This is a genomic window from Streptomyces sp. NPDC037013 (assembly GCF_055607265.1).
Window position 1 is genome coordinate 108,056 of the sequence record NZ_JBVJRV010000006.1, and the last position, 26,137, is coordinate 134,192.

Here is a 26,137-nt window from a genome sequence, read left to right on the forward strand (position 1 = left end):
GGGCGGCGGCACGACCGGCTCAGGCGGTGATGCGCCGTACCGCCGCCTTGATGGAGGCGCGCAGCCGCTCGCGGTCGGCGTCCTCGTCGCCGACGAGGATCCGCCGCATCTGGGGCACGGCCGTGGACCAGCCGGCCAGCGCGACCACCATGAAGAGCAGGTGGGACGCGGGGACCTCGTCGCTGATGACCCCGCGGGCCTGGGCGTCGGCGAGGACGGCGACCTTGCGGTCGTAGTGGTCGCGGCGCTCCCGCTCGTCGGGGAGCTCCTCGGTGCCGTACTCGATGCCCTCCCAGAAGAGCAGGCGCAGCAGCTCGGGATGGGCGGCGTGGTAATCCATCAGCCGGTCCATCCAGCCGTCCATGTCGTCCGCGTCGACGGGGTTGGCGACGGCCATCTCCAGCATGCGCTTCTCCAGCACCTGCGTGAACAGCTCCGCCTTGTTGCCGAAATAGGCATAGATGAGCTGCTTGTTGGCCTTCGCCTCGCTCGCGATGCGGTCGATGCGGGCGCCCGCGATGCCGTACCGGGCGAATTCGGCGACGGCCGCCTCGAAGATCCGCGCCTTCGTGGCCTCGGGGTCTCTCACTGCCATGCGGACAGCGTATCGAACCCATTCGGGTAACCAACTGGTTGGTTGCTTGACAGGTCGACGAGACCGGACGCAGACTCTTTCCAACCAACCAGTTGGTTGCCAGTTGTCGCCCACTTCATGGAGCCCGTCCCCATGCCGACACCCCCGACATCCACGCCCTCCACCTCACCCACTTCCTCCACGTCACCCGGCCCGCCCCCGCCACCCACCGCTCCGCATCCCCTCCCCGTCCCGCACGGCGTCTTCCTCGTCCTCATCTCCGTCTGCAGCGCCGTGACGGCCGCGAACATCTACATAGCGGCGCCACTGCTCCCCCTGATCGCCCGTGACTTCGGCTCCACGCCGTCGGCCGTCGCGTGGGTCGCCTCGGTGGCCCAGTTCGGGTACGCGGCGGGGCTGCTGTTCTTCGCCCCGCTCGGTGACCGGGTCGACCGCCGCAGGCTCGTCGCGGTGCTCTCCGTGGTCGCCGCCGTGGCGCTGGGCGTGGGCGCGACCGCCTCCGGGGCCGCCGCGCTCGCCGCCGCCGTCCTGGTGGCCTCCACGGCGACGGTCGTGCCGCAGCTGCTCGTGCCGCTGGTCGCCGAGCGGGCGCCCGCGCACCGGCGGGCCAGTCATGTCGCGGCGGTCATAGCCGGCCTCTTCACCGGGATCGTGGCGGCCCGCGTCCTCGGCGGGCTCGCCGGGCAGGCCTTCGGGTGGCGTCGCGTCTTCGTGGGCGCCGCCGTCCTCACCGCGGTGCTCGGTCTGGCCTCGGCCCTCGTGCTGCCCGTCGAGCGCCGCCGCAGGACAGGCCCGCTCTTCGCCGGTCTCGCCCAACTGCCCGGGGTGGTGCGGGCCTCGGCCGATCTGCGGCGCGCCTGCGTACGCCAGGGCGGGATGTACGGGGCGTGGAGCGCGCTGTGGACCTCGCTGGCCCTGCTGCTCACCGAGAGCGGCGCGGACGGGTACGGCATGTCGACCGCCACCGCGGGCCTCTTCGGTCTCTTCGGACTCGCGGCCTCCGTCGTGGCACCGATCGCGGGCGGCCTCATGGACCGCTTCGGCGCCGCGAAGGTCATCTCGTACGCGTACAGGGCGGCGGCGATCTCCGTGCCGTTGTTCTGGCTCGGGGGCAGTGCTCTCTGGGCCCTGTGCGCCGGGGCGGTCGCCCTGCACATGGCGCTGGTCGCCAACCACGTCGCCAATCAGACGCTGGCGCTGACGACCACCTCGACGCCGGCGGTCGCCAACACCGCCTATGTGGTGGCCGGTTTCGCGGGCGGCGCGCTCGCCTCCGCCCTCGCGGGGACCGCCTTCACCCACTGGGGCTGGACGGGCGTGTGCGCGGTCGCCGCGCTCTGGCTCGTGCTCAGCTGGGCGACGACCGCGATACCGGGACGCCGGGCCGGCCGGAGGACCACCGGCAGCAAGACGGCCGCCTGACGCCCGGCACCAGCCCCGTCGTCCTAGCCCCCCCTCCCGTCCCCGGTCCCCAGCCCTCGCCCTCCGCCCCGCCTCCGTCAGAGTCGCGTGACGTCCAGCTCGCCGGCCGCGTACTGCCTGCGCAGCACCTTCTTGTCGAACTTGCCGACGCTGGTCTTCGGGACCGCGGGAATGACCGCCCAGCGCTCGGGGAGCTGCCACTTGGCCACGGTGCCCGCGAGGAAGTCGCGGAGCGCGGTGTAGTCGGTGGTCGCACCCTCCTTCAACACGACCGTGGCGAGCGGGCGTTCGCCCCACTTCTCGTCGGGGACGGCCACGACCGCGGCCTCGGCGACGTCGGGGTGGGACATCAGGGCGTTCTCCAGCTCGACCGACGAGATCCACTCGCCGCCCGACTTGATGACGTCCTTGGCCCGGTCGGTGAGGGTCAGGAAGCCGTCCGCGGTGATCACGCCGACGTCACCGGTCTTCAGCCAGCCGTCCTCGCTGAACTTGTCCTCGGGGCGGATGAGTTCGCCGCCCGCGCCGCCGTAGTAGGCGCCCGCGATCCAGGGGCCGCGCACCTCCAGCTCGCCGGCCGACTCGCCGTCCCATGGCAGGTGTTCGCCGTCGGGGCCGACCAGGCGGGCCTCGACCGAGGCGGGGAAGCGGCCCTGGGTGAGCCGGTAGCCGAACTCCTCGTCGGTGCCGACGGCGTGGGCCGGCGGGCGGGCGACCGTGCCGAGCGGGGACGTCTCGGTCATGCCCCAGGCGTGACAGACCCGCATGCCGAGCTGGTCGAAGGCCTCCATCAGGGAAGGCGGGCAGGCCGAGCCGCCGATGGTGACCTGGCCGAGCGAGCTGACGTCGCGCGGCTTGGCGGTGAGCTCGGCGAGCAGGCCCTGCCAGATGGTGGGGACGGCCGCCGCGTGCGTGGGCCGTTCCGCCTCGATCATCTCGGCGAGCGGCGCGGGCTGCAGAAACCGGTCCGGCATCAGCATGTTCACGCCCGTCATCAGGGTGGCGTGCGGCAGGCCCCAGGCGTTCACGTGGAACTGCGGGACGACGACCAGTGAGGTGTCGGCGTCCGTCAGACCCATCGACTGCGTCATGTTGACCTGCATCGAGTGCAGGTAGATGGAGCGGTGGGAGAAGACGACGCCCTTGGGGTCACCGGTGGTGCCGGAGGTGTAACACATGGCGGCCGCGGCACGCTCGTCCAGCTCGGGCCAGTCGTATGTGGTCGGCTTGCCGGCGATCAGGTCCTCGTACTCGTGCACCTGGGCGCGGGCGTCCGCCAGCAGGGAGCGGTCGCCGGGGCCGGAGACCACCAGGTGTTCGACGCTCGTCAGCTGCGGGAGGAGCGGGGCGAGGAGGCCGAGGAGGGAGCCGTTGACGATGACGACGCGGTCGGCGGCGTGGTTGACGATCCACGTCAGCTGGTCCGCGGGCAGCCGCAGGTTGAGGGTGTGCAGGATGGCGCCCATGCAGGGCACGGCGAAGTAGGCCTCGACGTGCTCGGCGTTGTTCCACATGAACGTCGCGACGCGTTCGTCGTCGGTGACGCCGAGGTCCTCGCGCAGCGCGTGGGCCAGCTGGGCCGTGCGCTCGCCGAGTTCGCGGTAGCTGCGGCGCTGTGGGGCACCGTCGCCGGTCCAGGTGATGACCTGCGACGACCCGTGCACGGTCATCCCGTGCCGGAGGATGCGGGTGACGGTCAGCGGTACGTCCTGCATCGTGCTCAGCACGGCGTCCTCCTGGGGCGACATCGCCTACGCGGCAGTAAGGGTTGCGCTGATTCTGCGCGCATACCGCTCGGTATGTCACTACTCCAGAGGATGATCGATCATCGACCGCGTCCCGGCACGTCCCCGGTGCACCGCCCCCGTGGCGGTCAGCGGACCGGCGTCAGCTCCGGGTCCTCGCGGAGCTTGCCGAGCGCGCGCGAGACCGCGCTCTTGACGGTGCCGATGGACACCCCGAGCACCTCGGCGGTCTGGGCCTCGCTGAGGTCCTCGTAATACCTGAGGACGACCATCGCCCGCTGCCGCGCCGGCAGCTTCGTGATGGCACGCCACATCGCGTCGCGCAGCACCTGCTGCTCGGCCGGGTCCCCGGTCGGCGCCACGTCGGGCTCCGGCAGCTCGTCGCACGCGAACTCGTCGACCTTGCGCTTGCGCCACTGGGAGGTGCGCGTGTTCAGCAGCGCCCGGCGGACATATCCGTCGAGCGCGCGGTGGTCCTCGATCCGGTCCCACGCGACATACGTCTTGGTGAGAGCGGTCTGCAGCAGGTCCTCGGCATCGCTCGGGTTCGCGGTCAGCGAGCGGGCGGTGCGCAGCAGTACGGGCTGGCGGGCCCGTACGTAGGACGCGAACGACGGATACGCAAAGGGCCCGGCGGCCCGCGTCGGACCCGGCCGCCGCGTCGCGGCCTTCGATGCGCTGGTGCACACGGACACCATGGATGCGGTCATGGCTCCACGCTAGAAGCGCCCCCTACTTCTGCGGATCGGCCGCAGGTCCCGAAGCGATGTCCGCCTCAGGTTGTACGAGTGGGGCCGGCTCCACCTCCTACAGGTGGAGGGGAGGGGGCGCCCCCCTGAGGGTTCGCCCCCGAGAACGGGCGGTGGGTGACCGCCCGCCGGCTAGCCGATGCGGGCCACCGGTGCGTGCATCTGGTTGCGGTCGATCACGAGCGTGCGCCCGCCGTGCCGCTCCTTCACGTCCCCCGCGTACTGGTGGATACGCCGGGCCGGCTGCCAGGCGCCGCGGGCGAGAGCGGGCTCACCGGCGAGGTTGGGCTTGGTGTGCCAGCGCGCGAACCACATGACCGACGGCAGGTCCCGCACGCCGGCCCGCCGGGCCTTCTCCATGTGTGCCACGCCGGAGTCGGCGCTGCTGTAGAAGCCGGGGAGGTAGCCGGAGCCGCGCACCGTGCGGTTCCAGGAGCGGATGAAGGCGAGGGTGGTGACGGCACAGCTCTTCTGGCCGTAGGAGTACGCCTCCATGTCGAGGTAGAGCGGGCTGCCCTTTTGGAGGCCCATCGCCTTGGCCGCGCGTACCGCATCGCGCCCTTCCTGCTGCCCCCGGCCCCAGGGGTACCGGCCGATGGGGACGTGCTTCTTGTTCTTCGCTGTGACACACGGCGACTGGGAGCCGACGTAGATCGGCAGGACCCGCCAGCCCATCCGCTGCACCGCGCGCATCCAGGCGTGGTTCAGGTACCGCTGGTTCTTGCAGGCCCGGCCGCGGCCCGCGTAGTAGACGCCGATGGCGCGGTAGCTGGACTCCCGCCAGCGCCGCATCGTGTCGGTGGACGGGGTGATGCAGGTGTCGAAGGCCCGGCCGTCGAACGTCGACACCTTGGCGGACGCCTGTGCTCCGGGCCGCGCGGGCCGCTCGGCCGCGGTGCCCGGGAGCGACGCCGACAGGTCCGCGGTCAGGGCGGTCAGGACGAGGACAAGTCCAATGATCAGCTTTCTGAGACGCATAGGGCGAGTGAACGGCCCCGACCGTGCGACACGGCCGGGACACGCGACGCGTTCAGCCGTCCGACCCCAGAATCAGCCCCGATGTGGGGACACCGGTGCCCGCCGTGACCAAGATGCGCGCGGCGCCTGGTATTTGGTTCACGGACGTGCCTCGCACCTGCCGGACGGCTTCCGCTATGCCGTTCATCCCGTGCAGATAGGCCTCTCCCAGCTGTCCGCCGTGCGTGTTCAGGGGGAGCCGCTCCTCGGCGACGAAGCCCGCGCCCTCCCCGGGCGGGCAGAAACCGAACTCCTCCAGCTGCATCAGCACGAACGGCGTGAAGTGGTCGTAGAGGATCGCGACGTCGATGTCGGCCGGGGCCAGCCCCGAGGTGCGCCACAGCTGCCGGGCCACCACACCCATCTCGGGCAGCCCGCTCAGGTCGTCGCGGTAGAAGCTGGTCATCTGCTCCTGCGCCCGGCCCGCGCCCTGGGCCGCCGCCGTGATCACGGCGGGTGGATGGGCGAGGTCGCGGGCCCGCTCCACGCTCGTCACGACGATCGCCTGGCCGCCGTCCGTCTCCTGGCAGCAGTCCAGGAGCCGCAGCGGTTCGACGATCCAGCGCGAGGCGGCGTGGTCCTGGAGCGTGATCGGTTTGCCGTGGAAGTACGCGGCGGGGTTGGTCGCCGCGTACTTCCGGTCGGTGACGGCCACGTGGCCGAAGACGTCCGGCGTCAGGGCGTACGTATGGAGATAGCGCTGGGCGGCCATCGCCACCCAGGAGGCCGGGGTCAGCAGGCCGAACGGCAGCGCCCAGCCGAGCGCGGCCCCCTCGGCGGACGGCTCGCGGCGCTGCACCCCGGAGCCGAACCTGCGGCCCGAACGTTCATTGAAGGCGCGGTAGCAGACGACGACTTCGGCCACACCCGTCGCCACCGCGAGGGCCGCCTGCTGGACGGTGGCGCAGGCCGCCCCGCCGCCGTAGTGGACGCGGGAGAAGAAGGACAGCTCGCCTATGCCGGCCGCCTGGGCGACGGTGATCTCCGGGCTGGTGTCCATGGTGAACGTGACCATGCCGTCGACGTCGGCGGGGGTGAGCCCGGCGTCGTCGAGGGCGGCGCCCACCGCCTCCACGGCCAGCTTGAGCTCGCTGCGCCCGGAGTCCTTGGAGAACTCCGTCGCGCCGATGCCGACGACGGCGGCCCGGCCGCCGAGACTGTCGCGCGTCCGGACACTCATGCGGCGCCTCCCGCGGGGACGGTCACCGTGACGGTGCCGGTGACGTGGTTGCCGATGCCGTTGGCGCCGACGATCCTGACGATGGCCGTCTCGCCGCCGGCCGTGGCCTCTACCCGCTCGACGGCCCCGGTCAGCACCATGGTGTCGCCCGGGTAGTTGGGCGCACCGAGTCTGATCGCCACCTTGCGCAGGACGGCGGTGGGGCCGAAGTGGTCGGTGACGTACCGGCCGACGAGACCGTTGGTCGTGAGGATGTTCATGAAGATGTCGGGGGAGCCCTTGGCCTTGGCCAGCTCCGTGTCGTGGTGCACGTCCTGGTAGTCGCGGGACGCGATGGCCCCGGCGACGATCAGGGTGCGGGTGATCGGGATCTCCAGCGGCGGCAGCTCCTCGCCCTCTGTCATGCCGTCTCCCCCTCGGCGATCAACTCGCCAAGCTCTTCGAGGACTTCGCTTCCACAGCCCAGATACGCGTCCAACTGCCGCCCCCACAGGAAGTGCCGGTGTACGGGATGGTCGAGGTCGGCGCCGGTGCCGCCGTGCAGATGCTGGCCGGTGTGCACCACGCGGGTGCCCGCCTCCGACGCCCACCAGGCGGCGGTGAGCGCGTGCGTGCCGTACGGCAGGCCGGTGTCGCGGCGCCAGGCGGCCTCGTACGCCGTGACGCGGATGGCCTCGGTGTCCATGTGGGCGTCGGCCGCGCGCAGTTGGACGCCCTGCTTGGCGGCGAGGGGGCGGCCGAACTGCTCCCGCTCGTTCGTATGGGCCACCGCCCTCGCCAGGGACCCCGCGCACACGCCGGCCTGCAACCCGGCGAAGGCCGTGCGTGCACCGGCCAGCACGTCCTCGTACGCGCCGGGCCCGCCCAGCCGCTCCCCGGGGGTCCGGTCGAGGACGAGCCGTCCCGCCGACCAGGGCGCGGTCAGCTCGACCGGCTCCACCCGCGCGTCCGCCACCCGCACCAGCCACAGGCTCCGGTCGGCCGCCGCCACCAGGACCCATGTGGCATCCCGCAGCCAGGGCACCCACGGCACCGTGCCGCTCAGCTCCCCCACGAGGGAGGAGGCGACCGCGGAGGTAGTGCCCGCTGACGTGGTGCCCGCTGAGGAGTCGACCGCAGAGGGGGCGACCGCAGAGGGGGCGACTGCGGAGACGGTGACCGCTGAGGGGGCGACCGCTGAGCCGGTGACCGCTGAGCCGGTGCCCGCAGAGGTAGTGCCCGCTGAGCCGGTGACCGCAGAGGGGGCGACTGCGGAGACGGTGACCGCTGAGGAGTCGACCGCTGAGCCGGTGGCCGCAGAGCCGGTGACCGCAGAGGAGGCGACCGCAGAGCCGGTGCCCGCAGAGGTAGTGCCCGCTGAGCCGGTGACCGCAGAGGAGGCGACCGCTGAGGCGGTGACCGTGGACCGGGCCGGGAAGGCCCCCGTCGCCACCTCGCTCCCCATGCCGGAGCCCGGGCAGCAGCCGGTCCCGCTGCTCGCGCGTGCCGTGCGCGGCCACCGCGAGCAGGCCGTAGACACAGCTCGCCGCGAACGGGACCTGCGCCGTGGTCCGCCCCTGCTCCTCCAGGAGCAGCACTAGGCCGAGCAGGCCGACGTCCTCCACCGCGCCCGGCAGGCCCGCCGCGCACAGCGCCTTCCACAGCTCGGGGTCCGACCCCGTCCCCGCCGCCGCGAGCCGCGCGGGGGTGGCGAGGTCGGCGAAGATCTCCGCGGCGAGAGCGCGGGCCGCCGCCTGCTCCTCCGTGGGCGTGAAGTCCATGTCAGACCTCGCCCCCCGCCGCGCCGTCGAGGGCCCGGAACACCGGCAGCTCCACCTCCGGGTCCACGCGCTGGAACGCGAGCCGGACCGGCATCCCGATGCGCACCTTGTCGTACGGCACGCCGGTCACATTGCTGATGATCCGCACGCCCTCCGCCAGCTCGACGAGCCCCACGGCATAGGGCGGGTCGAAGGCGGGGAACGGCGGGTGGTGCATCACGACGTACGAATACAGCGTGCCCTCGCCGCTCGCCTCGACCGTGTCCCACTCGGGCGATCCGCAGGCATTGCACCCCGGCAGCCAGGGGAAGCGGAGCCGGCCGCAGCCGGTGCAGCGCTGGATCAGCAGGCGGTGCTGGGCGACGCCCTCCCAGAACCCGGCGTTGTCGCGGTTGACGACGGGGCGGGGGCGGGCGCCCTTCGGTCTCTGCCGGGCCGGGGCGTACTTCAGGATGCGGAAGCGGTGGGTCCCGGCGATCTTCCCGGCGACGCGGACGTCCATCCGCGTCGTGACGAAGTGGCCCGTCCCCAGCTTGGTCGTCTTGCGCTCCGAGACCGACTCGATCACCGCCTCGAAGGTGATCTCGTCGCCGGGCCGCAAAGCCCGCAGATACTCCTGCTCGCAGTCGGTGGCGACCACCGAGGTGTACCCCGCGCCGTCGAGCAGCGCGAACAGCTCGTCGTGGGCGCGGAAACGCCCGCCGTTGGCGGAGAGGCCGCCCATCGTCCAGGCCTGCAGCATCGTCGGGGGCGCCACCGCGTCCGCGCCCGCATACGCGGGGTTCGTGTCGCCCATCGCCTCGCACCAGTGCCTGATCATGGGCCGGTTGACCGGGTCCTTGCCGCGCCCCGCCTCCTCCGCCGCCCGACCCTCGAACGCCTTCAGCTCCTCGTACGGAATGTCCTTCATCGTCGTCCCCTCCGCATGCCGAGCCGCATCGTCGCGACGATCTCGCGCTGCACCTCGCTCACCCCGCCCCCGAACGTGTTGATCTGCGCCGCCCTGTTCATCCGCTCCAGCTCGCCGGAGCCGCACGCCCCCGGTGAACCGGCCCGGACCAGTCCCGCCTCGCCCGTGATCTCCTGACACATTCGGTACACCACCACCGCGGATTCGGTTCCCATGAACTTCACGCCGCTCGCGTCCCCCGGCGGTGGCGCGCCGGCCCCCACATCGCCCACAAGACGCCAGCTCAGCAGGCGTGTCGCCGCCAGCCGGGCGTGCGCCTCGGCCAGCCTCGATCGAATCCACGGCGCGTCAACACGGCGTTCACCCGTCACCGGATCGGGGGTGCGCGCCCGGGCCAGGGCCGCCGCGTAGAAGTCCTCCGCCTGCATGCCGATCGCGGCGAGCGCCACCCGCTCGTGGTTGAGCTGGTCGGTGATGAGGCCCCAGCCGCCGTTCTCCTCCCCGACGAGGTTCGCGGCGGGCACCCGGACGCCGTCGTAATAGGTGGCCGTCGTCGTCAGCCCGCCGACGGTCTCGATCGGCGTCCAGGAGAAACCGGGCGCGTCGGTCGGCACGAGCAGGATCGAGATGCCGCGGTGCTTGGGGGCATCCGGGTCGGTGCGGCAGGCCAGCCAGATCCAGTCGGCGTTCTGCGCGTTCGAGGTGAAGATCTTCTGCCCGTCGATCAGCCAGTCGCCGCCGGGTGGCCGGTCATGGCCGGTGAACCGGTCATCGCCGTCCGCGCCCGCGCCTATGCCCGCACCCGCGCCACCGACCCGTACCGCCCTGGTCCGCAGTGACGCCAGATCGGTCCCGGCGGACGGCTCGCTGTAGCCGATCGCGAAGACGAGGTCGCCGCTGAGGATGCGGGGCAGGAAGGCGGCCTTCTGCTCCTCGGTGCCGTGCTTCATGAGGGTCGGCCCGACGGTGTTCAGGGTGACCATCGAGACCGGGGCGCCGGCCCGGTAGGCCTCGTCGAAGAAGACGAACTGCTCGTCGGGGCCGCGCCCTTGGCCGCCGTACTCGACGGGCCAGCCGAGGCCGAGCATGCCGTCGGCGCCGATGCGCCGCAGCAGACGGCGCTGCCCGGGCCCGTCCGCGCCGTCGGGCGGCCCTTCGGGCATCACGTCGCGGAAGTACGCGCGCAGTTCGGCGCGGAGTCGGCGCTGGCGTTCGGTGGGGGCGAGGTGCACGGGGGCGGCCTCTCCGTCTTCGTACCGACAAGGGTTTCTGACTGTCCGTCAGATGCCGCCACGGTGTCAAGAGATCACCCGGCATCGGCCGCCGCGGTCGACGGCCGGCGGCACGGGCCGACCGCACGGAGCCGCCCCGAACACACCTGTGCGGCGGCGCCGAAGCACCGCCGCACAGAGCGTCACACCCCACGTCCCACGCCCCTTCGAGCCGTCCCGAGCGGCTCAAAGGGCCGCCGGATCACCAGAGTTCGGTGAAGTTGACCGCGATGTTCTCGTTCGACTGGTGGATCGCCGTGAACGCGGACCCGTTCACCTGGGCGGTGTTGCTCTGGTTGGAGGCGCCGTTGCCGACGGCCTGCTGCTGGGTCGTGGACGAGTTGCCGTTGTTGTTGTGGCCCACGCCACTGCCGGTCACCGTCGCCACGCCCGCGTTCGATCCGTTGTCCGCGAAGGAGCCGTTGTCGGCCATCGCCACGCCCGAGAAGAGGGCCGCGGCCAGCGGCACGGCGGCGGCAGCGGCGATGATGCGGGCGGTACGGATGCTTGCCATGTCATTTCCTCCAGAGCAGGAGGTACGCACCGGCATGGGGCCGGCGGGTACCGGAAGTACGGCTTGTCCCAAGGCAGTTGGCCGACCGCCTCGGAGTGCTGCACGACGTCGCGAGTCCAGAGTTGCCCACCGAATCCCCGGCGAACCACCCTGGAAGCCCCGATTCCCCCGCAAGCGTGATGACATGTCGATAAACGCGCTTCACGCCCCCTCGGTCCCGGTTCGGTCCCGCGTGAGCGGCGTCGAAACGCAGCTCAGACCAGGCGCCGCACGGGGTGAAGCGTTCCGCCTGGCCGCCGCGACGACCCCCGCGAAGGGGGGCGCCGCCCCCTTCCGTACCGCACCCCCCACCCCGGCGGGCCGCCCCCTCTTCCCTTCTTCGAACGTGTGTACGAAAATGAAGTCATGGCCCCCACCGACCGCCATGCCCCCGGAGACCACGCCACCGGCGACCACAGCACCGATGACCACAGCACCGGCGACCAGCCCACCTCGAGCCGGACCACTGGTGACCAGCCCACCTCTGGCCGGACCACCTCTGACCGGACCACTGGCGACCAGGCAGCTGGTGACCGGACCGCTGGTGACCCCGTCACCGCCGACCGCCGCGCCGCCGCCCTAGCGCTAGCCCACGCGCTGTCCGCCGCCGAGCGGGGCCTCGCCGTGATCCCGCTCTCCCGCACCAAGCTCCCCGCCGTGCGCTCCCCCCACCACGACGCCCCTCCACCGACCCCCTGCCACGGCGAATGCGGCCGCCCCGGCCACGGCGTGTACGACGCGACGACCGACCCGCGCCGCATCCGGGAGCTCTTCGCCGCCGCCCCCTGGGCCACCGGCTACGGCATCGCCTGCGGGCTGCCCCCGCACCACCTCATCGGCGTCGACCTGGACACCAAGTCCGGTACGAACGCCCCGGCCGCCCTGCGCGAACTCGCGCTGCGCCACCTCTTCACCATCCCCGAGACCGTCGTCGTGACCACCCCGAGCGGCGGCCGCCACATCTGGCTCGCGGGCCCCGCCCACACCGTGATCCCCAACTCGGCCGGGCGGCTCGCCCCCGGCATCGACATCCGCGGCGCGGGCGGCTACCTCGTGGGCCCCGGCTCCCGCACCGAACACGGCGTCTACAGCACCGTGCCCGGCACCGCCCACCTGCCGCCCGCGCCCTGCCCGCCCGCCCTCCTGCGCCTGCTCACACCCCCGCCGCGCGCCCAGCACGCCGCACCGCACCACCCCGCCGGAGGCGCACCGGCCGGCCACCCGGAGGCGGTGGCCCAACGCGGCCAGGGGCTCGTCCAGTTCGTCCTCGCGGCGCACGAGGGCCAGCGCAACACGCGCCTGTTCTGGGCCGCCTGCCGCGCCTACGAGAACGGCATCGGCGAGGCACTGGCCCCGCAACTCGCCGACGCCGCCCTCCGCGTCGGCCTCGGCGAGCACGAGGCCCACTCGACGATCGCATCGGCGGCCCGCCTGACGGGCCACGCCTGATGGGCCGCACCTGACGGGCCACGCCTGACGGGCCACGCCTGGCCGCACCCCGCGCCCCTCCCATCCGCGTCTGCGTCCCCCGAATGGACGGCACGAACGTGTCCGGCGGCAGGGGCGGGCGTTGATCACGCAGGCGCCCGACAGGTGTGCTGCTCCTCTGCCGGAGCGACGTCGTGTTGTGTGTGGCCCGGCGGGGCGCCTTTGACAGGCACGTACTCAAGGAGAACAAGCATGTCCGCAATGAAGAAGACGACCGCTGTCGTACTGGGCACCGGTGCCCTCGTCATGGGCGGCGCCGGCCTGGCCGCCGCCGACGCCGGTTCCCAGGGTGCTGCCCTGAACTCGCCCGGTGTCATCTCGGGCAACGCCATCCAGGTGCCGATCCACATCCCGGTGAACGCCTGCGGCAACACCGTCGACATCATCGGCCTGCTCAACCCGGCCTTCGGCAACACCTGCGCCAACGACTGATCAGGCGCGTCACGCCGTAGGGCAGACCGACAGAGAGGGCGCGATCCCCACCGGGATCGCGCCCTCTCCGCTCATCTCCTCATCTCCGACCACTCCTCGACCAACTACGCCCGCCTCCCCGAAGGCTTCCGGCACCGGCACGTCAATCCGTTCACGAGCCCGCGGCATCGTCCCCTCGTAATACTCGTGCTACTCGTAATCCGTTGTACGAAGGGCCCCGAGATGTCATAACCTGGTCAGGCTTCTGATCCGGGGTCTCGGTGGCAGTCGCCGGACTTTCTGTTCCTTCTGCGTCGATCTTGAGGTGACGTCCTATCAACCAGGCCATGTAGCCGTCCGCGTTCCCCACGTGCTGTCTTGTCGCACGTGTGCGGGGGCGGACGTCGCGCTGGTCTGAGTTGCGTCGCCCCGCAGTTTTCTGTCTCTTTCTGTCTTTCCCGGGTGCAGCTCTGCCGTCTGCCCCGGGTTTCGTGGCTTTCCGGCCCCGGTGCGGCTTTCGGCAGGGCTCCCCCGATTCCTTTGGAACAGGAGTTCCCGTCGTGTCTTCCTCCGCGCTCGATGACGAGCCGCAGCACACCACCAAGTCCCCGGCCCGCCCAGCGCCCGGATCGTCGAAGATGGGCCTGGCCGCCTGGGTCGCCCTCCTGGTGCTCCTGGGCGCCGAGCTGATGGACATGATCGACCAGTCGGTCGTCCTCACCGCCCTGCCCGCCATCCAGGAGTCCACCGGCGCCGGACCGGACATGGTGCAGTGGCTGACCACCGGTTATTCGCTGCCCATCGCCGTCGGGCTGATCACCGGTGGACGCCTCGGCGACCTCTACGGCCGGCGCAGGATCCTGCTCATCGGCACCCTCGTGTTCACCGCGGCCTCGCTGCTGTGCGGCCTCGCCGCCGGACCGGGTGTGCTGATCGCCGCCCGCGCGCTCCAGGGCGTGGGGGTGGCCGTGATGATCCCGCAGATCCTGGCCACCCTTCATGTCACCTTCGAGGGACAGAACCGCAGCAAGGTCTTCGGCCTGTACGGGGCCGTCATGTCGCTCGCCAATGTCCTGGGCCCGGTGATGGGCGGTCTGCTGACCGAGGCGGATGTGTTCGGGATGTCCTGGCGGCCGATCTTCCTGGTCAACGTGCCCGTCGGCCTCGCCGTGATCCTCCTGGGACGCAGGTTCATCCCCGAGTCGACCGGGCAGCGGGCCGACCGGCTCGACCTCACCGGCATGCTGCTGTCCGCGCTGGCCACTGTCCTGATCGTCTTCCCGCTCACCGAGGGGCATCTGCACCACTGGCCGCTGTGGTGCTTCGTCCTGCTCGCCGCGGGCGTTCTCGTCCTCGGCGTCTTCCTGCGCCACCAGCGGCGCAAGCAGGGCAACGGACCCCTCGTGACCCTGTCCCTCTTCCGGAGCCGGCAGTTTTCCGGCGGCATGGCCGCGCAGCTGATGCACGGCCTGCTGTGCGGGCTGTTCTTCATGACCTGGACGCTCTACCTCCAGCGCGGCCTTGGCATGAGCCCCTTCCATGCGGCCCTGGCCTTCGTGCTGCTCTCCCTCGGAGAGCTGGGCGGCGCGACGGTCGTGGCGAAGAGCGGCGGGCGCTTCGCCCGCCGGCTGCCGCAGACGGGCGCTCTCGTCGCGCTCGCCGCGATGGCCGCCTACGCGCTCCAGATCGACGCGGGCCAGGCGGGTCTGACCCTGCCGGCGATGACCGCTCCGGTGGTACTGATCGGGTTCGGCCTCGGCCTGGTCGGCGGCCCGCTCGCCGACATGTCGCTGGCCGGGGTCCCCCACGAGGACGCCGGGTCGGCCTCGGGCCTGTTCAACACCGTCATGCACCTGGGCATCGCCCTCGGTACCGCGCTGACCGCTCTGGTGTTCTTCGCCACCACCGGCGGCTCGTTCGACGCGGGGCTCAACCGCGACGCGTTCATCACCGTGCTGTGGTGGACCGGCGGCCTCCTCGCCCTCCTGTGGGCCCTGATGTTCTGCCTGCCCAGGCGGGCGAACTGACGCGCCAGGCTTCCGCCGGGACGGGGGGCCTGGCCCACCCACGATGCACACATGGCCAGGTCGGCGTGGCGGGGCGACCTGGCCATGATCTGCCGGCAGCAGCCGGGCGGCGGTGGTGGCCGTAGTGGCGGTCCGCCTGGGTGAGCGGGTGTCAGCAGGTGCGTCCGACGTAGTGGGCGCCCTGGATCTTGCTGGCAGATCCCAGCCAGGTCGTGCCCGGGGCCACGCACCGCTCATAGTCGGGTGCCAGGGCGACCCTGACCTGGATGACGACGCGCGAACCGTCCGAGGTGCAGTGGTTGTAGTAGGCGTCGGAGTGGGTCTCGTAGAAGCCACAAGGGCCGGCTGTGGCGGTGCTCGCGTCGGCGGTCGCCGCTCCGAGAGGGGTGAGGAGGAGCGCGGCCGTGCCGAGGGCGCTGGTCACCAGATGGCGCATACGCAAGGGAAACTCCAGGTCACTGAGGAGACGCCCGCCAAGTCCTGATGCCTGTCGGGTCGTCGTGGTGCGATGGGGGGTTGCCCGCCGATCGGCCCTGGCAGTCACCGCGGCGGCCCGGTCACCCAGAGGATCGTTTCTCCACTGAGCCGAACGGGGCGGGGGTGAGGAAGCGGCCCGGTAACGGGAGTTGAGTACCGGCCCACCAGCACGGGCGGTAGGTTCCACAAGGGCGTCGGCCCGACGCATCACCGTGCACCCGACCGCGAAGAAGAGGGTCACCAGCGCCTGTTCAGGATCGGACGGTACGTCGGACCGGTCGCAGTCGACACCGGCCCACGAAAAAGGGTGCCTCTCAGTGAGAGGCACCCTTTTGGCCGGCGTCTGCGCCGGACTGCCGCGGTGGGTGTGGGATTTGAACCCACGGTGACATCGCTGCCACGACGGTTTTCAAGACCGTTCCCTTAGGCCGCTCGGGCAACCCACCCCGCGCCGTCCACCGGAAACGGGATCAGGACGGCGCGGGGACAAGACTAGCGGGTCAGCTGTCGCCCTTGCGCTGGCCCAGGGTCACGTCGACCGTGCGTTCCTTGCCGTCGCGCTCGAAGGTGATCTTGACCGTGTCGCCGGGCTTGTGTGTCCAGATCTGGCCGATCAGGGTCGGGCCGCTGTCGATCGCCATGTCGTCCAGCTTCGTGATGACGTCACCGGGCTTGAGGCCGGCCTTGTCCGCCGGGCCGTTCGGGGTGATCGGCTCGGTGCCGCCCGCGCTGCGCGGGCTGATCGTCGCGCCGGCGCCCTCCTGCTGCAGGGAGACCGAGGCGCCGATCACGGGGTAGACGGGCTTGCCGGTCCTGATCAGCTGCTGGGCGACCTGCTTCGCCTGGTTCACCGGGATCGCGAAGCCCAGGCCGATGGAGCCGGACTGGCCGCCTCCGCCGAGGCCGCCGCCGCTCTCCGCGGGCTTGATCGCGGAGTTGATGCCGATCACCGCGCCGCGCGCGTCGAGGAGCGGGCCGCCGGAGTTGCCTGGGTTGATGGAGGCGTCGGTCTGCAGGGCGCTCATGTACGAGCTCTTGCCGCTCTGGCCGCCGTCGCTCGAGGTCACCGGGCGGTTCTTGGCGCTGATGATGCCGGTGGTGACGGTGTTCGACAGGCCGAAGGGGGCGCCGATGGCGATCGTCGGATCGCCGACGGCCACGCGGTCGGAGTTGCCGAGGGCGAGCGGCTTCAGGCCCTCCGGGGCGTTCTTGAGCTTGATGACCGCCACGTCGTACCCCTCGGCGCGGCCGACGACCTCGGCGGCGTACTTCTTGCCGTTCGAGAACGTCACCTGGAGCTTGCCGCCCTCGGCGGCCGACGCCACCACGTGGTTGTTGGTGAGGATGTGGCCCTGCTTGTCGTAGACGAAGCCGGTGCCCGTGCCGCCCTCGCCGCCGCCGCTCTGCGCGTCGATGGTGACGACGCTCGGCAGCGCGTCGTTCGCGGTCCTCGCGACCGAGCCCGGGTCGCGCTTCAGGTCGGCGGGGGTGTCCGCCGCCGAGACGGTGGTCGAGCCCGTGTCGTTGTCGTCGCGCTCGGCCGCCCAGTAGCCGACGCCGCCGCCGATGCCGCCCGCGAGCAGGGCGGCGGCGAGCACCGCGGCGACCAGGCCGCCGCGCCGGCCGCCCGGCTTCGGCTCCTGCGGGTGGTACGAGGCGCCCCACCCCGACCCGGAGCCGCCGCCCGCGGCGTAGGAGGGGACGGCGGGCGGGGCGGGCGGCGGCCAGTGACCGGCGCCGGAGGCGCTCTGCGGAGCCCCCGCGGAGGCGTGCGCGTGGGCGGGGTGGGCGCCCTCGTGGGCCGGCTGCCCGGGAGAAGCGGGGGTGGCCGAAGAGTCTGGGGCGGCCGCGCCGGGGGCGTTCCCGGCGGCGCTCCCGGAGGTGGGGCCGGTGGCAGTGGATTCGGCAGGAACAGCGGGAGCGTCCACCGGCGCAGGGGGCACGGACGGGGCCTCGGGTACCGCGTTGCCCTCGTTCTCGGTGCTCACAGCTCTTCTCCTCGGTCCATGCTGTCGATGCGGTCGTTGGTGTCTTCGCGGTCGTCGCGTGTGTCGGGGTCGTCGCGTGCGTCGCGTGCGGTGTCGGTCACGGCCCGGCCGTGCCGACCGCGGGTCTGTCGCCTGTGCTCGTCTGTACGCATCTGCCTGCAGTCAGCTTTTCCCATGGGTCGTTAGGGCACCATAAGCCGAGCCTGTGTGTCCGGCCGCCCCGGCGGGCACCGTCCGGCGAGCCGTCGGGTACCCCGTGATGGCACCATGACGCGGTGACCCTCGCACGACAGCACCAGATCCAGGTCGTCGCCCACCGCGGAGCCTCCGAAGACGCTCCCGAGCACACGCTGGCCGCGTACAGGAGAGCGGTCGACGACGGCGCCGACGCCCTCGAATGCGACGTACGGCTCACCGCGGACGGCCACCTCGTGTGCGTACACGACCGGCGCGTCAACCGTACGTCGAACGGCCGCGGAGCCGTCTCCGCCCTCGAACTCGCGGATCTCGCCGCGCTGGACTTCGGCTCCTGGAAGAAGCACCACGGCGAGGCCGAGGAGGGGCCGGACTGGGAGGGGTCGGCGGGTGAGGGGTCGAGGAGGGAGGACACCTCCGTCCTGACCCTGGAGCGGCTGCTCGAGCTGGTGGCCGAAAGTAATGCGTCGGGGCGCCGTGTGCGGCTGGCGATCGAGACGAAACACCCCACCCGCTGGGCGGGTCAGGTGGAGGAGCGGCTGCTGCTGCTCCTCAAGCGCTTCGGTCTGGACGCGCCCTCCTCCGCGGAGGCCTCGCCGGTACGGGTCATGAGCTTCTCGGCGCGTTCGCTGCACCGCGTGCGGGCCGCGTCCCCGACGCTGCCGACCGTCTACCTGATGCAGTTCGTCTCACCGCGCCACCGCGACGGCCGCCTCCCCGAAGGCGTGCGCATCGCAGGCCCCGGCATGCGGATCGTGCGCAGCCACCCCTCGTACATCGCCAAACTGAAACGCGCGGGACACCAGGTGCACGTGTGGACGGTGAACGAACCCGAGGACGTCGAACTCTGCGCCGAACTGGGTGTCGACGCGATCATCACCAACCGCCCCAAGCAGGTTCTGACCCAACTGGATCGTCTGGGACTCCGTTAACAGCCGTTACAGGGTGTGCCCCGGCGCGTTCGGTCCGTATTCGATCGTTACGAGTGCGTCACCGGACGTGGATTGGCCGGTTTCCGGTCCAGTCCATTGGGGCATCCACACCGTGGCGTGGGGCGAAGGAGGTCTCGGGGGTGGCGTTGGTGGTGGCACGGGAGGTGCCCACGTCGTCGAGCATGGCCGTACCCCATGGCCCTGCGGGCGTGGGGGAAGCAAGACACCGGATGCGTGATCAGTTGCGCATGAGCGGAGTCTCGGAGTCGGTCGTCGACGATGCCGTACTGGTCCTGTCCGAGCTGCTCAGCAACGCCTGCCGGCACGGCAGGCCGCTGGGCCGCGGGATGGTCGGCGACGGAGACGTACGGGCGGCATGGCACGTCGACAAGACGGGCCGGCTCACGGTCGAGGTGACGGACGGCGGCGGCCCGACCCGCCCGGTCCCCGCCACCCCATCGGTCACGGCGCACGGCGGCCGCGGCCTCAACATCATCACGGCGCTCGCCGACACCTGGGGCGTCCGCGACGACGTGCACGGCGAGGTCACCGTCTGGGTCGTACTCGAAGCCGGGCACCACCACGAGGATTTCGCTACGCGCGTCGCCGCGCCGTCGGCGGCCGCGATATCCGAGCTCGGCATCGGGGACCCCTTCGACGACCTGGACTGACCGGTGCCCCGGGGCCGGGCCGCCGGGGGACGGGCACGGCGGCCGCGCGGGAACACGTCCCGACCGTCCCCGTGCCAACGGCTAGGCTCGCGCCCGTACGCAAGAGAGCCGCAGCCGGGAGACACCCAAGATGGCCAAGAAGCGCCCGCAGACCAAGGGCAAGCAGCAGCAGCCGCAGCGCGGGAACGGGTCCGGCGCCCAAGGCGCCGACGAGAACTACCCCGTGGTCGGCGCCCGCGAACCCTGCCCCTGCGGCTCGGGCCGCCGTTACAAGGCCTGTCACGGCCGGGCCGCCGCCCACGCGGTGACCGAGCTGGTGCAGCGCCCCTTCGAGGGCCTGCCCGGCGAGTGCGACTGGGTCGCCCTGCGCGAGCTGGTCCCGGCCGCCACGGTCGAGCTGACCCTCAAGGGCGGGCTCCCCGACGGCGTTCCCTCGGTCTCCCTCGCCACGGTGCTGCCGATGGCGTGGCCCGCGCTGCGCCGCGACGACGGCTCTGTCCTGCTCGGCCTGCAGAACGACACCTCATCCGGTGACATCAGCCGGGACCTCGCCGATACCCTGCGGCGCGCGCTGGAGGCCGAGCCGGGTACGCCGGTGAAGGCCCGCCGCGCTCCGGCCGACGGGCCGCGGCTGCAGGATCTGCTCGACCCCGAGGGCCCGTTCGAGCCGGCCGTGCACGAGGGCTTCGAGTTCTGGGTGCCGGACGCGGAGAACGCGACGCCGGAGGTCGCGGCCTCCCTGGAGCGGGCGAACGACGCCGCCATCCCGACCGTGCGGCTGACCGGCGTGGACGCCGCGTACTGGTGCGAGACCCCGGACAAGAACCACCTGCGCTGGGTCATGCCGCACCCCGAGGAGCAGCTCCTCGACGCGCTGGCCCGGCTGCACGCGGCCGGTACGTCGAGTCTCGGCGAGGGCACGCGGCTGGTCGGTTCCTTCCGGGCGCACGGGCTGACCGTGCCGGTGTGGGACCTGCCGAGCGGGGTCGGTGCCGCGGATGTCGAGAAGCCCGCGGCGGAGTTCGCCGAGCGGCTCGCGGCGGCGCTCGCCTCGACCTCCCCGCTCACCCCGGACGAGCGCAGGGCGCGCGGTGGCCTCACCAACCGTCAGGTCACCCTGAGCTGAACCGCGGACGTCGTGCGGGGACGGAGGCTCCCCGCACGCCTGTCCGGATAACTCGGATCGAATTTGCCATGGGCCGATCTCTTGTTACCGTTCAGGTAGCCCGGTTGCTGGTGCATCCCCCGTCGCCAGCAACCGGGCCTTTTCCATGCCCGGACGCCGGTTCGGCGCTCAACTCCCCTGCGGAGACGCGGAGTTGCTGCCCGAGCGCAGCAGCAGTCCGTCCGTCTCGCCCGCCGCGTACTCCGCCACCGCCGAGTACTGGGCCGCACCGCCCGCCGACCGCTCGCGCGGGGTCTCGCAGGTCGCCGGTTCGTCGCCCGCGCCCACCGCACAGCGCATCTGCACGGTGTGCGCGGCCGGGCCCATCAGGGTCAGCACGGCGGCCAGCTCCCTGCCGGTGACATTGCGGTAGTAGGTGCGCGCCCAGGTGTCGCCGCCCAGGCTGAGGACGCACGTCTGGGCCTCGATGCCGTCGGGCGAGGAGAGTTCGGGGCCGCAGTGGGCGGCGGTGGCCGTGCCGGGGCGCCGCAGCGCCGAGGTGTCCCGCACGGCGCCGGCCCGCCGGTGCGCCTCCGAAGGGGCGTTCGACGCGGCGGGCGCGGGGGAGGGGAGGGGCGACTTCGCGTCACCGTCGCCCACCGGCCCCGCGGACGCGCCGGCGAGCGGCAGCAGAACCGTGACGGCCACGACACCCATGAGCACGATGAGGCGGGGTTGCATGAGCCGAAGATAACGACAGCGGGCGCGCGGCCCGGCCGCCGCGCGCCCAATTCCCCTACAACTCGGGCGCGCTCACACCCGTACGAGTGAGGGCGTCGACGACGGCGTCCACCACGGCCTCGACGTCCGGCACCCAGGGGGCCGCCGAGCCGGGCAGCGGCGCGCGCTCCCAGCGGACCGGACCCTGGCCCGTCCCGGACGGGGGAAGGGCGAGGTAGCCGCCCTCGCCGTGGAAGCGCAGGGAGCCGGGGACATAGTCCTTGGTGTAGAGGAGCTCGCCCAACTGGGCCATGGAGTACGGCGCGACGAGCAGGTACAGCCGGGCTTCGGTGGCGACCACCGGGCCGAGCCTGATGCCGGCCTCGTCGAGCGCGGCGAGGGCGCGCGCTCCGGCGTCGGCGGGAAGGCTGACGGCGCACGGCGCGCGGCCGCCGGTGGCGAGCACGACGGGGGCGCACGGCCGGTTGGTCCACCACCAGCGGACCATGCGCGCGTCGGTGGTGGCGGCGAGGAGGCCGGGGTCGAGGGGGTGCGCGCCGGGCACCACGCAGTCGGGGTCGGGGCAGGCGCACCGGCTGCCGTCACGCCGGTCGAGGCCGACTCCGGGCAGGACGGGCCAGCGCCACGCGGTGGCGAAGGTCAGAGCCGCGCCGAGCTGTCCGGCACTCCTGCCGGGCTTTCTTCCGATTCGCCAGGACAGGAGCCTGCGTCGCCTTCCGAGGATCTCGCGCATGAGCGCTCGTTCCTTTCCGTTGCACGCCGGCGTTAGCCGGGGAGACTGCGGGCCACATCACACCATGTGTGGATCTCTTCGCTGTACGTACGAGCTGGCACATCTGACCCCAGCCTGCGGCATGGGGAACCACTCTGAACCGAGCGTTGACGTGGCGAGGGGTGGCGGCGCCTGGCGTTTGCCGTCCCGCGATATTGCTTGCCGCCTCCGCCACGGGAGGATGGGGCACGGTCGTCGTGAGTTAGGACGCCCGGGTCCTTGGTCAGGTTCCGGACGGGTCCCAACTGCCCCTGGCCATCACTGAGTACGTACCCAGCGCGACCCCTGCAACGCTTTACCGAACAACGTCAGTCGACCCCAATATGCCCTAACCCGGCGCTGTTTTCAGCCAACTTTTCAAGATCTTTTTCAATCCCCTCAATTCCCTCGGACACCAGGAATCCCGGCAGGACAATGCTGGACATCCCCTCACCAGTGCGTGTACATCTGGAGACATTGTTAGCGGCGCGGAATGACATGGGGGTTTGCGATGCTATCGAGCATTACGCACCGGCCGGAAAGCCGTCAGCCATGAACGCCCCTCACCTTCCGAAAGTGGCCGGAATCGATTCCACAGTTCCGCCACCGGCCCACACTGTCGCGCCCACCGCGCAGACCCCACCCGCCACGGCGTCCCCGGAGGGCACACCCCTGCCCGCCCCGCCCGGCGCCGTGCTCCAGGACCGCCTGGCCGGCTGGGTCTCCGACCTCACCACGCTGCACGAACTGACCGAGCGGCTCGCCCGCACGGCCACCCTCGACGAGGCCCTCCGGGAACTGCTTCGCGCCGGTGCCGCCCTGGTCGGCGCCCGGCGCGGGCTCGCCGTGGTGGAACCGCCCGACGGGCTCGGCCCCGACACCACCGTCGGCCTCGGCCTCGGCCACGCCGACCTCGGACTCATCGAGACGGTGCCGCGCGGCGCCACCTCGTACGGCAGGATCCTGGACGCCGCGGAGGGCCAGCCGGGTGGTGTGCCCGAGGAGATCGCGCAGCCCGACCTGCTCGCCGGGGACGGCGTCGACCCGCGCCACCGCGAGGTCGCCGCCCGGCTCGGCTACGCCGCCAGCTACGCCCTGCCGCTCGCCGCCGAAACGGCGGGCCGAATCGGCGCGGCGGTCTGGCTCTACGACGAGCCCGCGGAGCCGGCCGAGCGCCGCCGCCACCTCGCCGGGCTCTACGCGCGCCACGCCTCCGAGCACGTGGCGCGACTGCTCGAACTGGACCGGGTCCGCACGGCCGACGCCACCCTGCGCGAGGAGCTGATGCCCCCGCGGCTGCCCCGGGTCGCCGGGGTGCAGCTCGCCGCCCGGCACCGCACCGGGCCCCGCGGCGGCGGCGACTGGCACGACGCGCTGCCGCTGCCGGACGCGGCGCTCGGCCTCGCGGTCGGCTCCGTGACCGGCTCGGGGCCGAGCGCCGTCGCCGCGATGGGACGGCTGCGCGCCTCGCTGCGGGCGTACGCGGTGATGGAGGGCGAGGACCCCGTCGCCGTCCTCTCCGACCTGGAGCTGCTCCTTCGGCTGACCGAGCCCGCGCGCTCGGCGACGGCACTCTTCGCCTACTGCGAGCCCGCCCTGCGCAAGGTCGTCCTCGCCGGGGCCGGGCACAGCCCGCCGCTGATCGTCGGGGAGCGCCGCACCGAGTTCGTGGAGACCTCGCTCTCCGCGCCGCTCGGCATGCTCGCCTGCTGGGAGGCGCCGAGCGTGGAGATCAGCCCGGAGCCCGGAGAAACGGTGCTTCTCTACACCGACGGGCTGCTGCACCGCACCGGCGACCCGATGGACCGGGCCTTCGCGCGGCTGCACGCGGCGGCGGCGAGCGTGCCGCGGGAGATCAGGGACGACCCCGGGGCCATCGCCGACCACGTGCTGCACGCCGTCCTGCCGGACGGCCTGGACGCCGCAGACAGCGACGAGGACGTGGTGCTGCTCGCGGCCCGTTTCGAGTGAGGCGCCGGGCACGCGCTGTAAGTGGCCTTCCGGCTCTGGACCCCTTCCGTACGCCCGTACGATGGAGGGTGGTCCAGTGTCGTACAGAGGAGGCAGATCGTGTCGGAGGCGCTCAACCCGGCGGAGCCCATCGCCGCTACCGCAGCGGGCCCGGAAGAGACCGAAGAAGAGCCGATCAAGCAGCGCAAGAACGGCCTGTACCCGGGTGTCTCCGATGAGCTCGCCGAGAACATGAAGTCCGGCTGGGCCGACACCGAGCTGCACGACCTGCGCCCGATCCCGCAGGCCGAGAACACCGCCGCCCGGCGCGCCGCGCTCTCCGCGCGCTTCCCGGGCGAGCGCCTCGTGATCCCCGCGGGCAACCTGAAGACGCGGTCGAACGACACCGAGTACGCCTTCCGCGCCTCCGTCGAGTACGCGTACCTGACCGGCAACCAGACCGACGACGGCGTCCTGGTCATGGAGCCCACCGCCGACGGCCACGACGCGACCATCTACCTCCTGCCGCGCTCCAACCGCGAGAACGGCGAGTTCTGGCTCAACGGCATGGGCGAGCTCTGGGTGGGCCGCAGGCACTCCCTCGCCGAGGCCGAGAAGCTGCACGGCATCCCCGCGTCCGACGTGCGCGAGCTCGCCGGCAAGCTGCGCGAGGCCACCGGACCGGTCCGCGTCGTGCGCGGCTACGACGCCGGCGTCGAGGAGGCCCTGACCGACAAGGTCACCGCCGAGCGCGACGAGGAGCTGCGCGTCTTCCTCTCCGAGGCCCGCCTGGTCAAGGACGAGTTCGAGATCGGCGAGCTGCAGAAGGCCGTCGACTCGACCGCCCGCGGCTTCGAGGACGTCGTGAAGGTCCTCGACAAGGCCGAGGCCACCAGCGAGCGCTACATCGAGGGAACGTTCTTCCTGCGCGCCCGCGTCGAGGGCAACGACATCGGCTACGGCTCGATCTGCGCCGCCGGCCCGCACGCCACCACCCTGCACTGGGTGCGCAACGACGGCCCGGTGCGCTCCGGCGAGCTGCTGCTGCTCGACGCCGGTGTGGAGACGCACACGTACTACACCGCGGACATCACCCGCACGCTGCCGATCAACGGCCGCTTCGACCCGCTGCAGAAGAAGATCTACGACGCCGTGTACGAGGCGCAGGAGGCGGGCATCGCGGCGGTGAAGCCGGGCGCCAAGTTCCGCGACTTCCACGACGCGTCGCAGCGCGTGCTCGCCGAGAAGCTGGTCGAGTGGGGTCTCGTCGAGGGCCCGGTCGAGCGCGTCCTCGAGCTGGGTCTGCAGCGCCGCTGGACGCTGCACGGCACCGGTCACATGCTCGGCATGGACGTCCACGACTGCGCCGCCGCCCGCACCGAGGCGTACGTGGACGGCACGCTGGAGCCCGGCATGTGCCTGACCGTCGAGCCCGGCCTGTACTTCCAGGCGGACGACCTGACCGTGCCGGAGGAGTACCGCGGCATCGGCGTCCGGATCGAGGACGACATCCTCGTGACGGAGGACGGCAACAGGAACCTGTCGGCCGCCCTGCCGCGCACCTCCGACGACGTCGAGGCGTGGATGGCCCGGCTGAAGGGCTGAGCCGCAGCTCCCCCGCACACGCCTGAGGGCCGGCCTTCCCCGAGCGGGGAGGCCGGCCCTTCGCGTGTGATCAGTGATCGTCCCGCTCGTCCTCGCCCGCGACCTTCGCGGTGCTCAGGGCGATGCGGTTCCAGGTGTTGATGGTGAAGATCAGGGCGAGGACGCGGGCGAGTTCCTCCTCGTCGAAGTGGCGGGCGGCCTCGGCGTACACGTCGTCCGGGACGCTGCCCCGGTCGATGAGCGTGACCGCCTCGGTCAGCGCGAGCGCCGCCTGCTCCTTCGCCGTGAAGAAGTGCCGGGCCTCGCGCCACACGCCGACCATGTGCAGCCGCGCCTCGTCCTCACCCGCCTTGCGGGCGTCGGAGGTGTGCATGTGCAGGCAGTAGGCGCAGCCGTTGAGGAGCGAGGCGCGGATCTGGACCAGCTCGACCAGGGCGGGGTCGAGGCCGTCGCGGGCGGCGGCGTCGAAGCCGATGAGGGCCTTGAACGCCTTGGGCGCGGCCTTGGCGAAATTGAGGCGGGGGGCGGGGGTCTGGGGGGCGGCGGGGGCCGGGGCGGTGAGGGTCGCGTTGTTCGTCATGACCATGAATCTAG

At 72.0% G+C, this 26,137-nt stretch carries 23 protein-coding genes, 1 tRNA gene and 2 pseudogenes; 9 read left to right on the forward strand and 17 right to left on the reverse strand.

The genetic code is table 11. The features are described 5' to 3' along the window. Nucleotides 1–19: 19 nt before the first annotated feature. Entirely contained in the window at nt 20–595 is a 576-nt protein-coding gene (locus tag ACZ7DY_RS22710; protein WP_471137873.1) for a TetR/AcrR family transcriptional regulator, read from the reverse strand. A gap of 132 nt (nt 596–727) precedes the next feature. On the opposite strand from ACZ7DY_RS22710, the gene ACZ7DY_RS22715 reads away from it, so the two are divergent. After that, nucleotides 728–2,017, forward strand: a complete 1,290-nt coding sequence (locus ACZ7DY_RS22715; RefSeq protein WP_471137874.1) for an MFS transporter — start codon at nt 728–730, stop codon at nt 2,015–2,017. 77 nt (nt 2,018–2,094) lie between these two features. On the opposite strand, the gene ACZ7DY_RS22720 is transcribed toward ACZ7DY_RS22715, so the two are convergent. The 10 genes and pseudogenes from ACZ7DY_RS22720 to ACZ7DY_RS22765 all read right to left on the reverse strand — a co-directional run bounded on the left by ACZ7DY_RS22720 (nt 2,095) and on the right by ACZ7DY_RS22765 (nt 11,163). After that, nucleotides 2,095–3,765: a long-chain fatty acid--CoA ligase gene (locus tag ACZ7DY_RS22720; protein WP_471137876.1), complete on the reverse strand. Its 1,671-nt coding sequence runs from the start codon at nt 3,763–3,765 to the stop codon at nt 2,095–2,097. 125 nt (nt 3,766–3,890) lie between these two features. Further along, nucleotides 3,891–4,472 carry a SigE family RNA polymerase sigma factor gene (locus ACZ7DY_RS22725; protein ID WP_471137878.1) on the reverse strand — a complete coding sequence of 194 codons (582 nt, stop codon included), beginning with the start codon at nt 4,470–4,472 and terminating at the stop codon, nt 3,891–3,893. A 171-nt stretch (nt 4,473–4,643) separates the two neighbouring features. Continuing rightward, nucleotides 4,644–5,489: a DUF1906 domain-containing protein gene (locus ACZ7DY_RS22730; RefSeq protein WP_471137879.1), complete on the reverse strand. Its 846-nt coding sequence runs from the start codon at nt 5,487–5,489 to the stop codon at nt 4,644–4,646. A gap of 52 nt (nt 5,490–5,541) precedes the next feature. Beyond that, nucleotides 5,542–6,708: a lipid-transfer protein gene (locus ACZ7DY_RS22735; RefSeq protein WP_471137881.1), complete on the reverse strand. Its 1,167-nt coding sequence runs from the start codon at nt 6,706–6,708 to the stop codon at nt 5,542–5,544. After that, complete coding sequence (locus tag ACZ7DY_RS22740) at nt 6,705–7,112, reverse strand: MaoC family dehydratase (protein WP_471137883.1); 408 nt, start codon at nt 7,110–7,112, stop codon at nt 6,705–6,707. Before ACZ7DY_RS22740 ends, ACZ7DY_RS22735 begins: the two co-directional genes overlap by 4 nt. Then, nucleotides 7,109–7,759, reverse strand: a pseudogene (locus ACZ7DY_RS22745) (acyl-CoA dehydrogenase family protein); the annotation flags it as partial. The gene ACZ7DY_RS22740 and the pseudogene ACZ7DY_RS22745, both read right to left, overlap by 4 nt. A 351-nt stretch (nt 7,760–8,110) precedes the next feature. Further along, a pseudogene (locus ACZ7DY_RS22750) lies at nt 8,111–8,468 on the reverse strand (acyl-CoA dehydrogenase family protein); the annotation flags it as partial. 1 nt (nt 8,469) lies between these two features. Next, the gene (locus ACZ7DY_RS22755) at nt 8,470–9,378 is read right to left on the reverse strand and encodes a bifunctional MaoC family dehydratase N-terminal/OB-fold nucleic acid binding domain-containing protein (protein ID WP_471137884.1); all 909 of its coding nucleotides are present in this window, start codon (nt 9,376–9,378) and stop codon (nt 8,470–8,472) included. After that, complete coding sequence (locus ACZ7DY_RS22760; protein ID WP_471137886.1) at nt 9,375–10,610, reverse strand: acyl-CoA dehydrogenase family protein; 1,236 nt, start codon at nt 10,608–10,610, stop codon at nt 9,375–9,377. Before ACZ7DY_RS22760 ends, ACZ7DY_RS22755 begins: the two co-directional genes overlap by 4 nt. A gap of 241 nt (nt 10,611–10,851) precedes the next feature. Next, nucleotides 10,852–11,163 (reverse strand): hypothetical protein, encoded by a 312-nt coding sequence (locus ACZ7DY_RS22765; protein WP_471137890.1) that lies wholly within the window; start codon nt 11,161–11,163, stop codon nt 10,852–10,854. 405 nt (nt 11,164–11,568) lie between these two features. Here ACZ7DY_RS22765 and ACZ7DY_RS22770 point away from each other — a divergent pair, with 405 nt between their 5' ends. The 3 genes from ACZ7DY_RS22770 (at nt 11,569) to ACZ7DY_RS22780 (ending at nt 15,128) form a co-directional block, all read left to right on the forward strand. Continuing rightward, on the forward strand, nt 11,569–12,651 hold the full coding sequence (locus tag ACZ7DY_RS22770) for a bifunctional DNA primase/polymerase (RefSeq protein WP_471137892.1): 1,083 nt from the start codon (nt 11,569–11,571) through the stop codon (nt 12,649–12,651). Between the two features lie 231 nt (nt 12,652–12,882). After that, nucleotides 12,883–13,122 carry a chaplin gene (locus tag ACZ7DY_RS22775; protein ID WP_471137893.1) on the forward strand — a complete coding sequence of 80 codons (240 nt, stop codon included), beginning with the start codon at nt 12,883–12,885 and terminating at the stop codon, nt 13,120–13,122. Nucleotides 13,123–13,661: 539 nt separating this feature from the next. Beyond that, on the forward strand, nt 13,662–15,128 hold the full coding sequence (locus ACZ7DY_RS22780) for an MFS transporter (RefSeq protein WP_471137895.1): 1,467 nt from the start codon (nt 13,662–13,664) through the stop codon (nt 15,126–15,128). Between the two features lie 151 nt (nt 15,129–15,279). On the opposite strand, the gene ACZ7DY_RS22785 is transcribed toward ACZ7DY_RS22780, so the two are convergent. The 3 genes from ACZ7DY_RS22785 to ACZ7DY_RS22795 form a co-directional block, all read right to left on the reverse strand. Next, a complete protein-coding gene (locus ACZ7DY_RS22785) occupies nt 15,280–15,564 on the reverse strand; it encodes a DUF6355 family natural product biosynthesis protein (RefSeq protein WP_471138689.1) in 285 nt (94 codons plus the stop codon). 400 nt (nt 15,565–15,964) lie between these two features. Beyond that, nucleotides 15,965–16,051, reverse strand: a tRNA-Ser gene (locus tag ACZ7DY_RS22790). 54 nt (nt 16,052–16,105) lie between these two features. Further along, on the reverse strand, nt 16,106–17,593 hold the full coding sequence (locus tag ACZ7DY_RS22795; RefSeq protein WP_471137896.1) for a S1C family serine protease: 1,488 nt from the start codon (nt 17,591–17,593) through the stop codon (nt 16,106–16,108). A gap of 275 nt (nt 17,594–17,868) precedes the next feature. On the opposite strand from ACZ7DY_RS22795, the gene ACZ7DY_RS22800 reads away from it, so the two are divergent. From ACZ7DY_RS22800 to ACZ7DY_RS22810, 3 genes are all read left to right on the forward strand, one after another. Then, on the forward strand, nt 17,869–18,720 hold the full coding sequence (locus ACZ7DY_RS22800; protein WP_471137898.1) for a glycerophosphodiester phosphodiesterase: 852 nt from the start codon (nt 17,869–17,871) through the stop codon (nt 18,718–18,720). A 53-nt stretch (nt 18,721–18,773) separates the two neighbouring features. Next, on the forward strand, nt 18,774–19,391 hold the full coding sequence (locus ACZ7DY_RS22805) for an ATP-binding protein (protein ID WP_471137899.1): 618 nt from the start codon (nt 18,774–18,776) through the stop codon (nt 19,389–19,391). 130 nt (nt 19,392–19,521) lie between these two features. Beyond that, entirely contained in the window at nt 19,522–20,517 is a 996-nt protein-coding gene (locus tag ACZ7DY_RS22810; protein WP_471137901.1) for a DUF5926 family protein, read from the forward strand. Nucleotides 20,518–20,685: 168 nt separating this feature from the next. Here the strand turns inward: ACZ7DY_RS22810 and ACZ7DY_RS22815 are convergent, their stop codons facing one another. Then, a complete protein-coding gene (locus ACZ7DY_RS22815; protein ID WP_471137902.1) occupies nt 20,686–21,237 on the reverse strand; it encodes a hypothetical protein in 552 nt (183 codons plus the stop codon). 55 nt (nt 21,238–21,292) lie between these two features. Then, on the reverse strand, nt 21,293–21,970 hold the full coding sequence (locus ACZ7DY_RS22820) for a bifunctional DNA primase/polymerase (RefSeq protein WP_471137904.1): 678 nt from the start codon (nt 21,968–21,970) through the stop codon (nt 21,293–21,295). A 453-nt stretch (nt 21,971–22,423) separates the two neighbouring features. On the opposite strand from ACZ7DY_RS22820, the gene ACZ7DY_RS22825 reads away from it, so the two are divergent. Both ACZ7DY_RS22825 and ACZ7DY_RS22830 read left to right on the forward strand, forming a co-directional pair. After that, entirely contained in the window at nt 22,424–23,959 is a 1,536-nt protein-coding gene (locus ACZ7DY_RS22825; RefSeq protein WP_471137906.1) for a PP2C family protein-serine/threonine phosphatase, read from the forward strand. Between the two features lie 99 nt (nt 23,960–24,058). Further along, complete coding sequence (locus tag ACZ7DY_RS22830; protein WP_471137908.1) at nt 24,059–25,543, forward strand: aminopeptidase P family protein; 1,485 nt, start codon at nt 24,059–24,061, stop codon at nt 25,541–25,543. A 70-nt stretch (nt 25,544–25,613) separates the two neighbouring features. Here ACZ7DY_RS22830 and ACZ7DY_RS22835 read toward each other — a convergent pair whose 3' ends face one another. Then, complete coding sequence (locus ACZ7DY_RS22835; RefSeq protein WP_471137909.1) at nt 25,614–26,129, reverse strand: carboxymuconolactone decarboxylase family protein; 516 nt, start codon at nt 26,127–26,129, stop codon at nt 25,614–25,616. Nucleotides 26,130–26,137 lie beyond the last annotated feature (8 nt).

What these genes read in the sequence shown, in the direction of transcription:
- ACZ7DY_RS22710 (WP_471137873.1), bottom strand. Translation starts at nt 595, where the DNA reads ATGGCAGTGAGAGACCCCGAGGCCACGAAGGCGCGGATCTTCGAGGCG.
- ACZ7DY_RS22715 (WP_471137874.1), top strand. Translation starts at nt 728, where the DNA reads ATGCCGACACCCCCGACATCCACGCCCTCCACCTCACCCACTTCCTCC.
- ACZ7DY_RS22720 (WP_471137876.1), bottom strand. Translation starts at nt 3,765, where the DNA reads ATGTCGCCCCAGGAGGACGCCGTGCTGAGCACGATGCAGGACGTACCG.
- ACZ7DY_RS22725 (WP_471137878.1), bottom strand. Translation starts at nt 4,472, where the DNA reads ATGACCGCATCCATGGTGTCCGTGTGCACCAGCGCATCGAAGGCCGCG.
- ACZ7DY_RS22730 (WP_471137879.1), bottom strand. Translation starts at nt 5,489, where the DNA reads ATGCGTCTCAGAAAGCTGATCATTGGACTTGTCCTCGTCCTGACCGCC.
- ACZ7DY_RS22735 (WP_471137881.1), bottom strand. Translation starts at nt 6,708, where the DNA reads ATGAGTGTCCGGACGCGCGACAGTCTCGGCGGCCGGGCCGCCGTCGTC.
- ACZ7DY_RS22740 (WP_471137883.1), bottom strand. Translation starts at nt 7,112, where the DNA reads ATGACAGAGGGCGAGGAGCTGCCGCCGCTGGAGATCCCGATCACCCGC.
- ACZ7DY_RS22755 (WP_471137884.1), bottom strand. Translation starts at nt 9,378, where the DNA reads ATGAAGGACATTCCGTACGAGGAGCTGAAGGCGTTCGAGGGTCGGGCG.
- ACZ7DY_RS22765 (WP_471137890.1), bottom strand. Translation starts at nt 11,163, where the DNA reads ATGGCAAGCATCCGTACCGCCCGCATCATCGCCGCTGCCGCCGCCGTG.
- ACZ7DY_RS22770 (WP_471137892.1), top strand. Translation starts at nt 11,569, where the DNA reads ATGGCCCCCACCGACCGCCATGCCCCCGGAGACCACGCCACCGGCGAC.
- ACZ7DY_RS22775 (WP_471137893.1), top strand. Translation starts at nt 12,883, where the DNA reads ATGTCCGCAATGAAGAAGACGACCGCTGTCGTACTGGGCACCGGTGCC.
- ACZ7DY_RS22785 (WP_471138689.1), bottom strand. Translation starts at nt 15,564, where the DNA reads ATGCGCCATCTGGTGACCAGCGCCCTCGGCACGGCCGCGCTCCTCCTC.
- ACZ7DY_RS22810 (WP_471137901.1), top strand. Translation starts at nt 19,522, where the DNA reads ATGGCCAAGAAGCGCCCGCAGACCAAGGGCAAGCAGCAGCAGCCGCAG.
- ACZ7DY_RS22815 (WP_471137902.1), bottom strand. Translation starts at nt 21,237, where the DNA reads ATGCAACCCCGCCTCATCGTGCTCATGGGTGTCGTGGCCGTCACGGTT.
- ACZ7DY_RS22820 (WP_471137904.1), bottom strand. Translation starts at nt 21,970, where the DNA reads ATGCGCGAGATCCTCGGAAGGCGACGCAGGCTCCTGTCCTGGCGAATC.
- ACZ7DY_RS22825 (WP_471137906.1), top strand. Translation starts at nt 22,424, where the DNA reads ATGCTGGACATCCCCTCACCAGTGCGTGTACATCTGGAGACATTGTTA.
- ACZ7DY_RS22835 (WP_471137909.1), bottom strand. Translation starts at nt 26,129, where the DNA reads ATGGTCATGACGAACAACGCGACCCTCACCGCCCCGGCCCCCGCCGCC.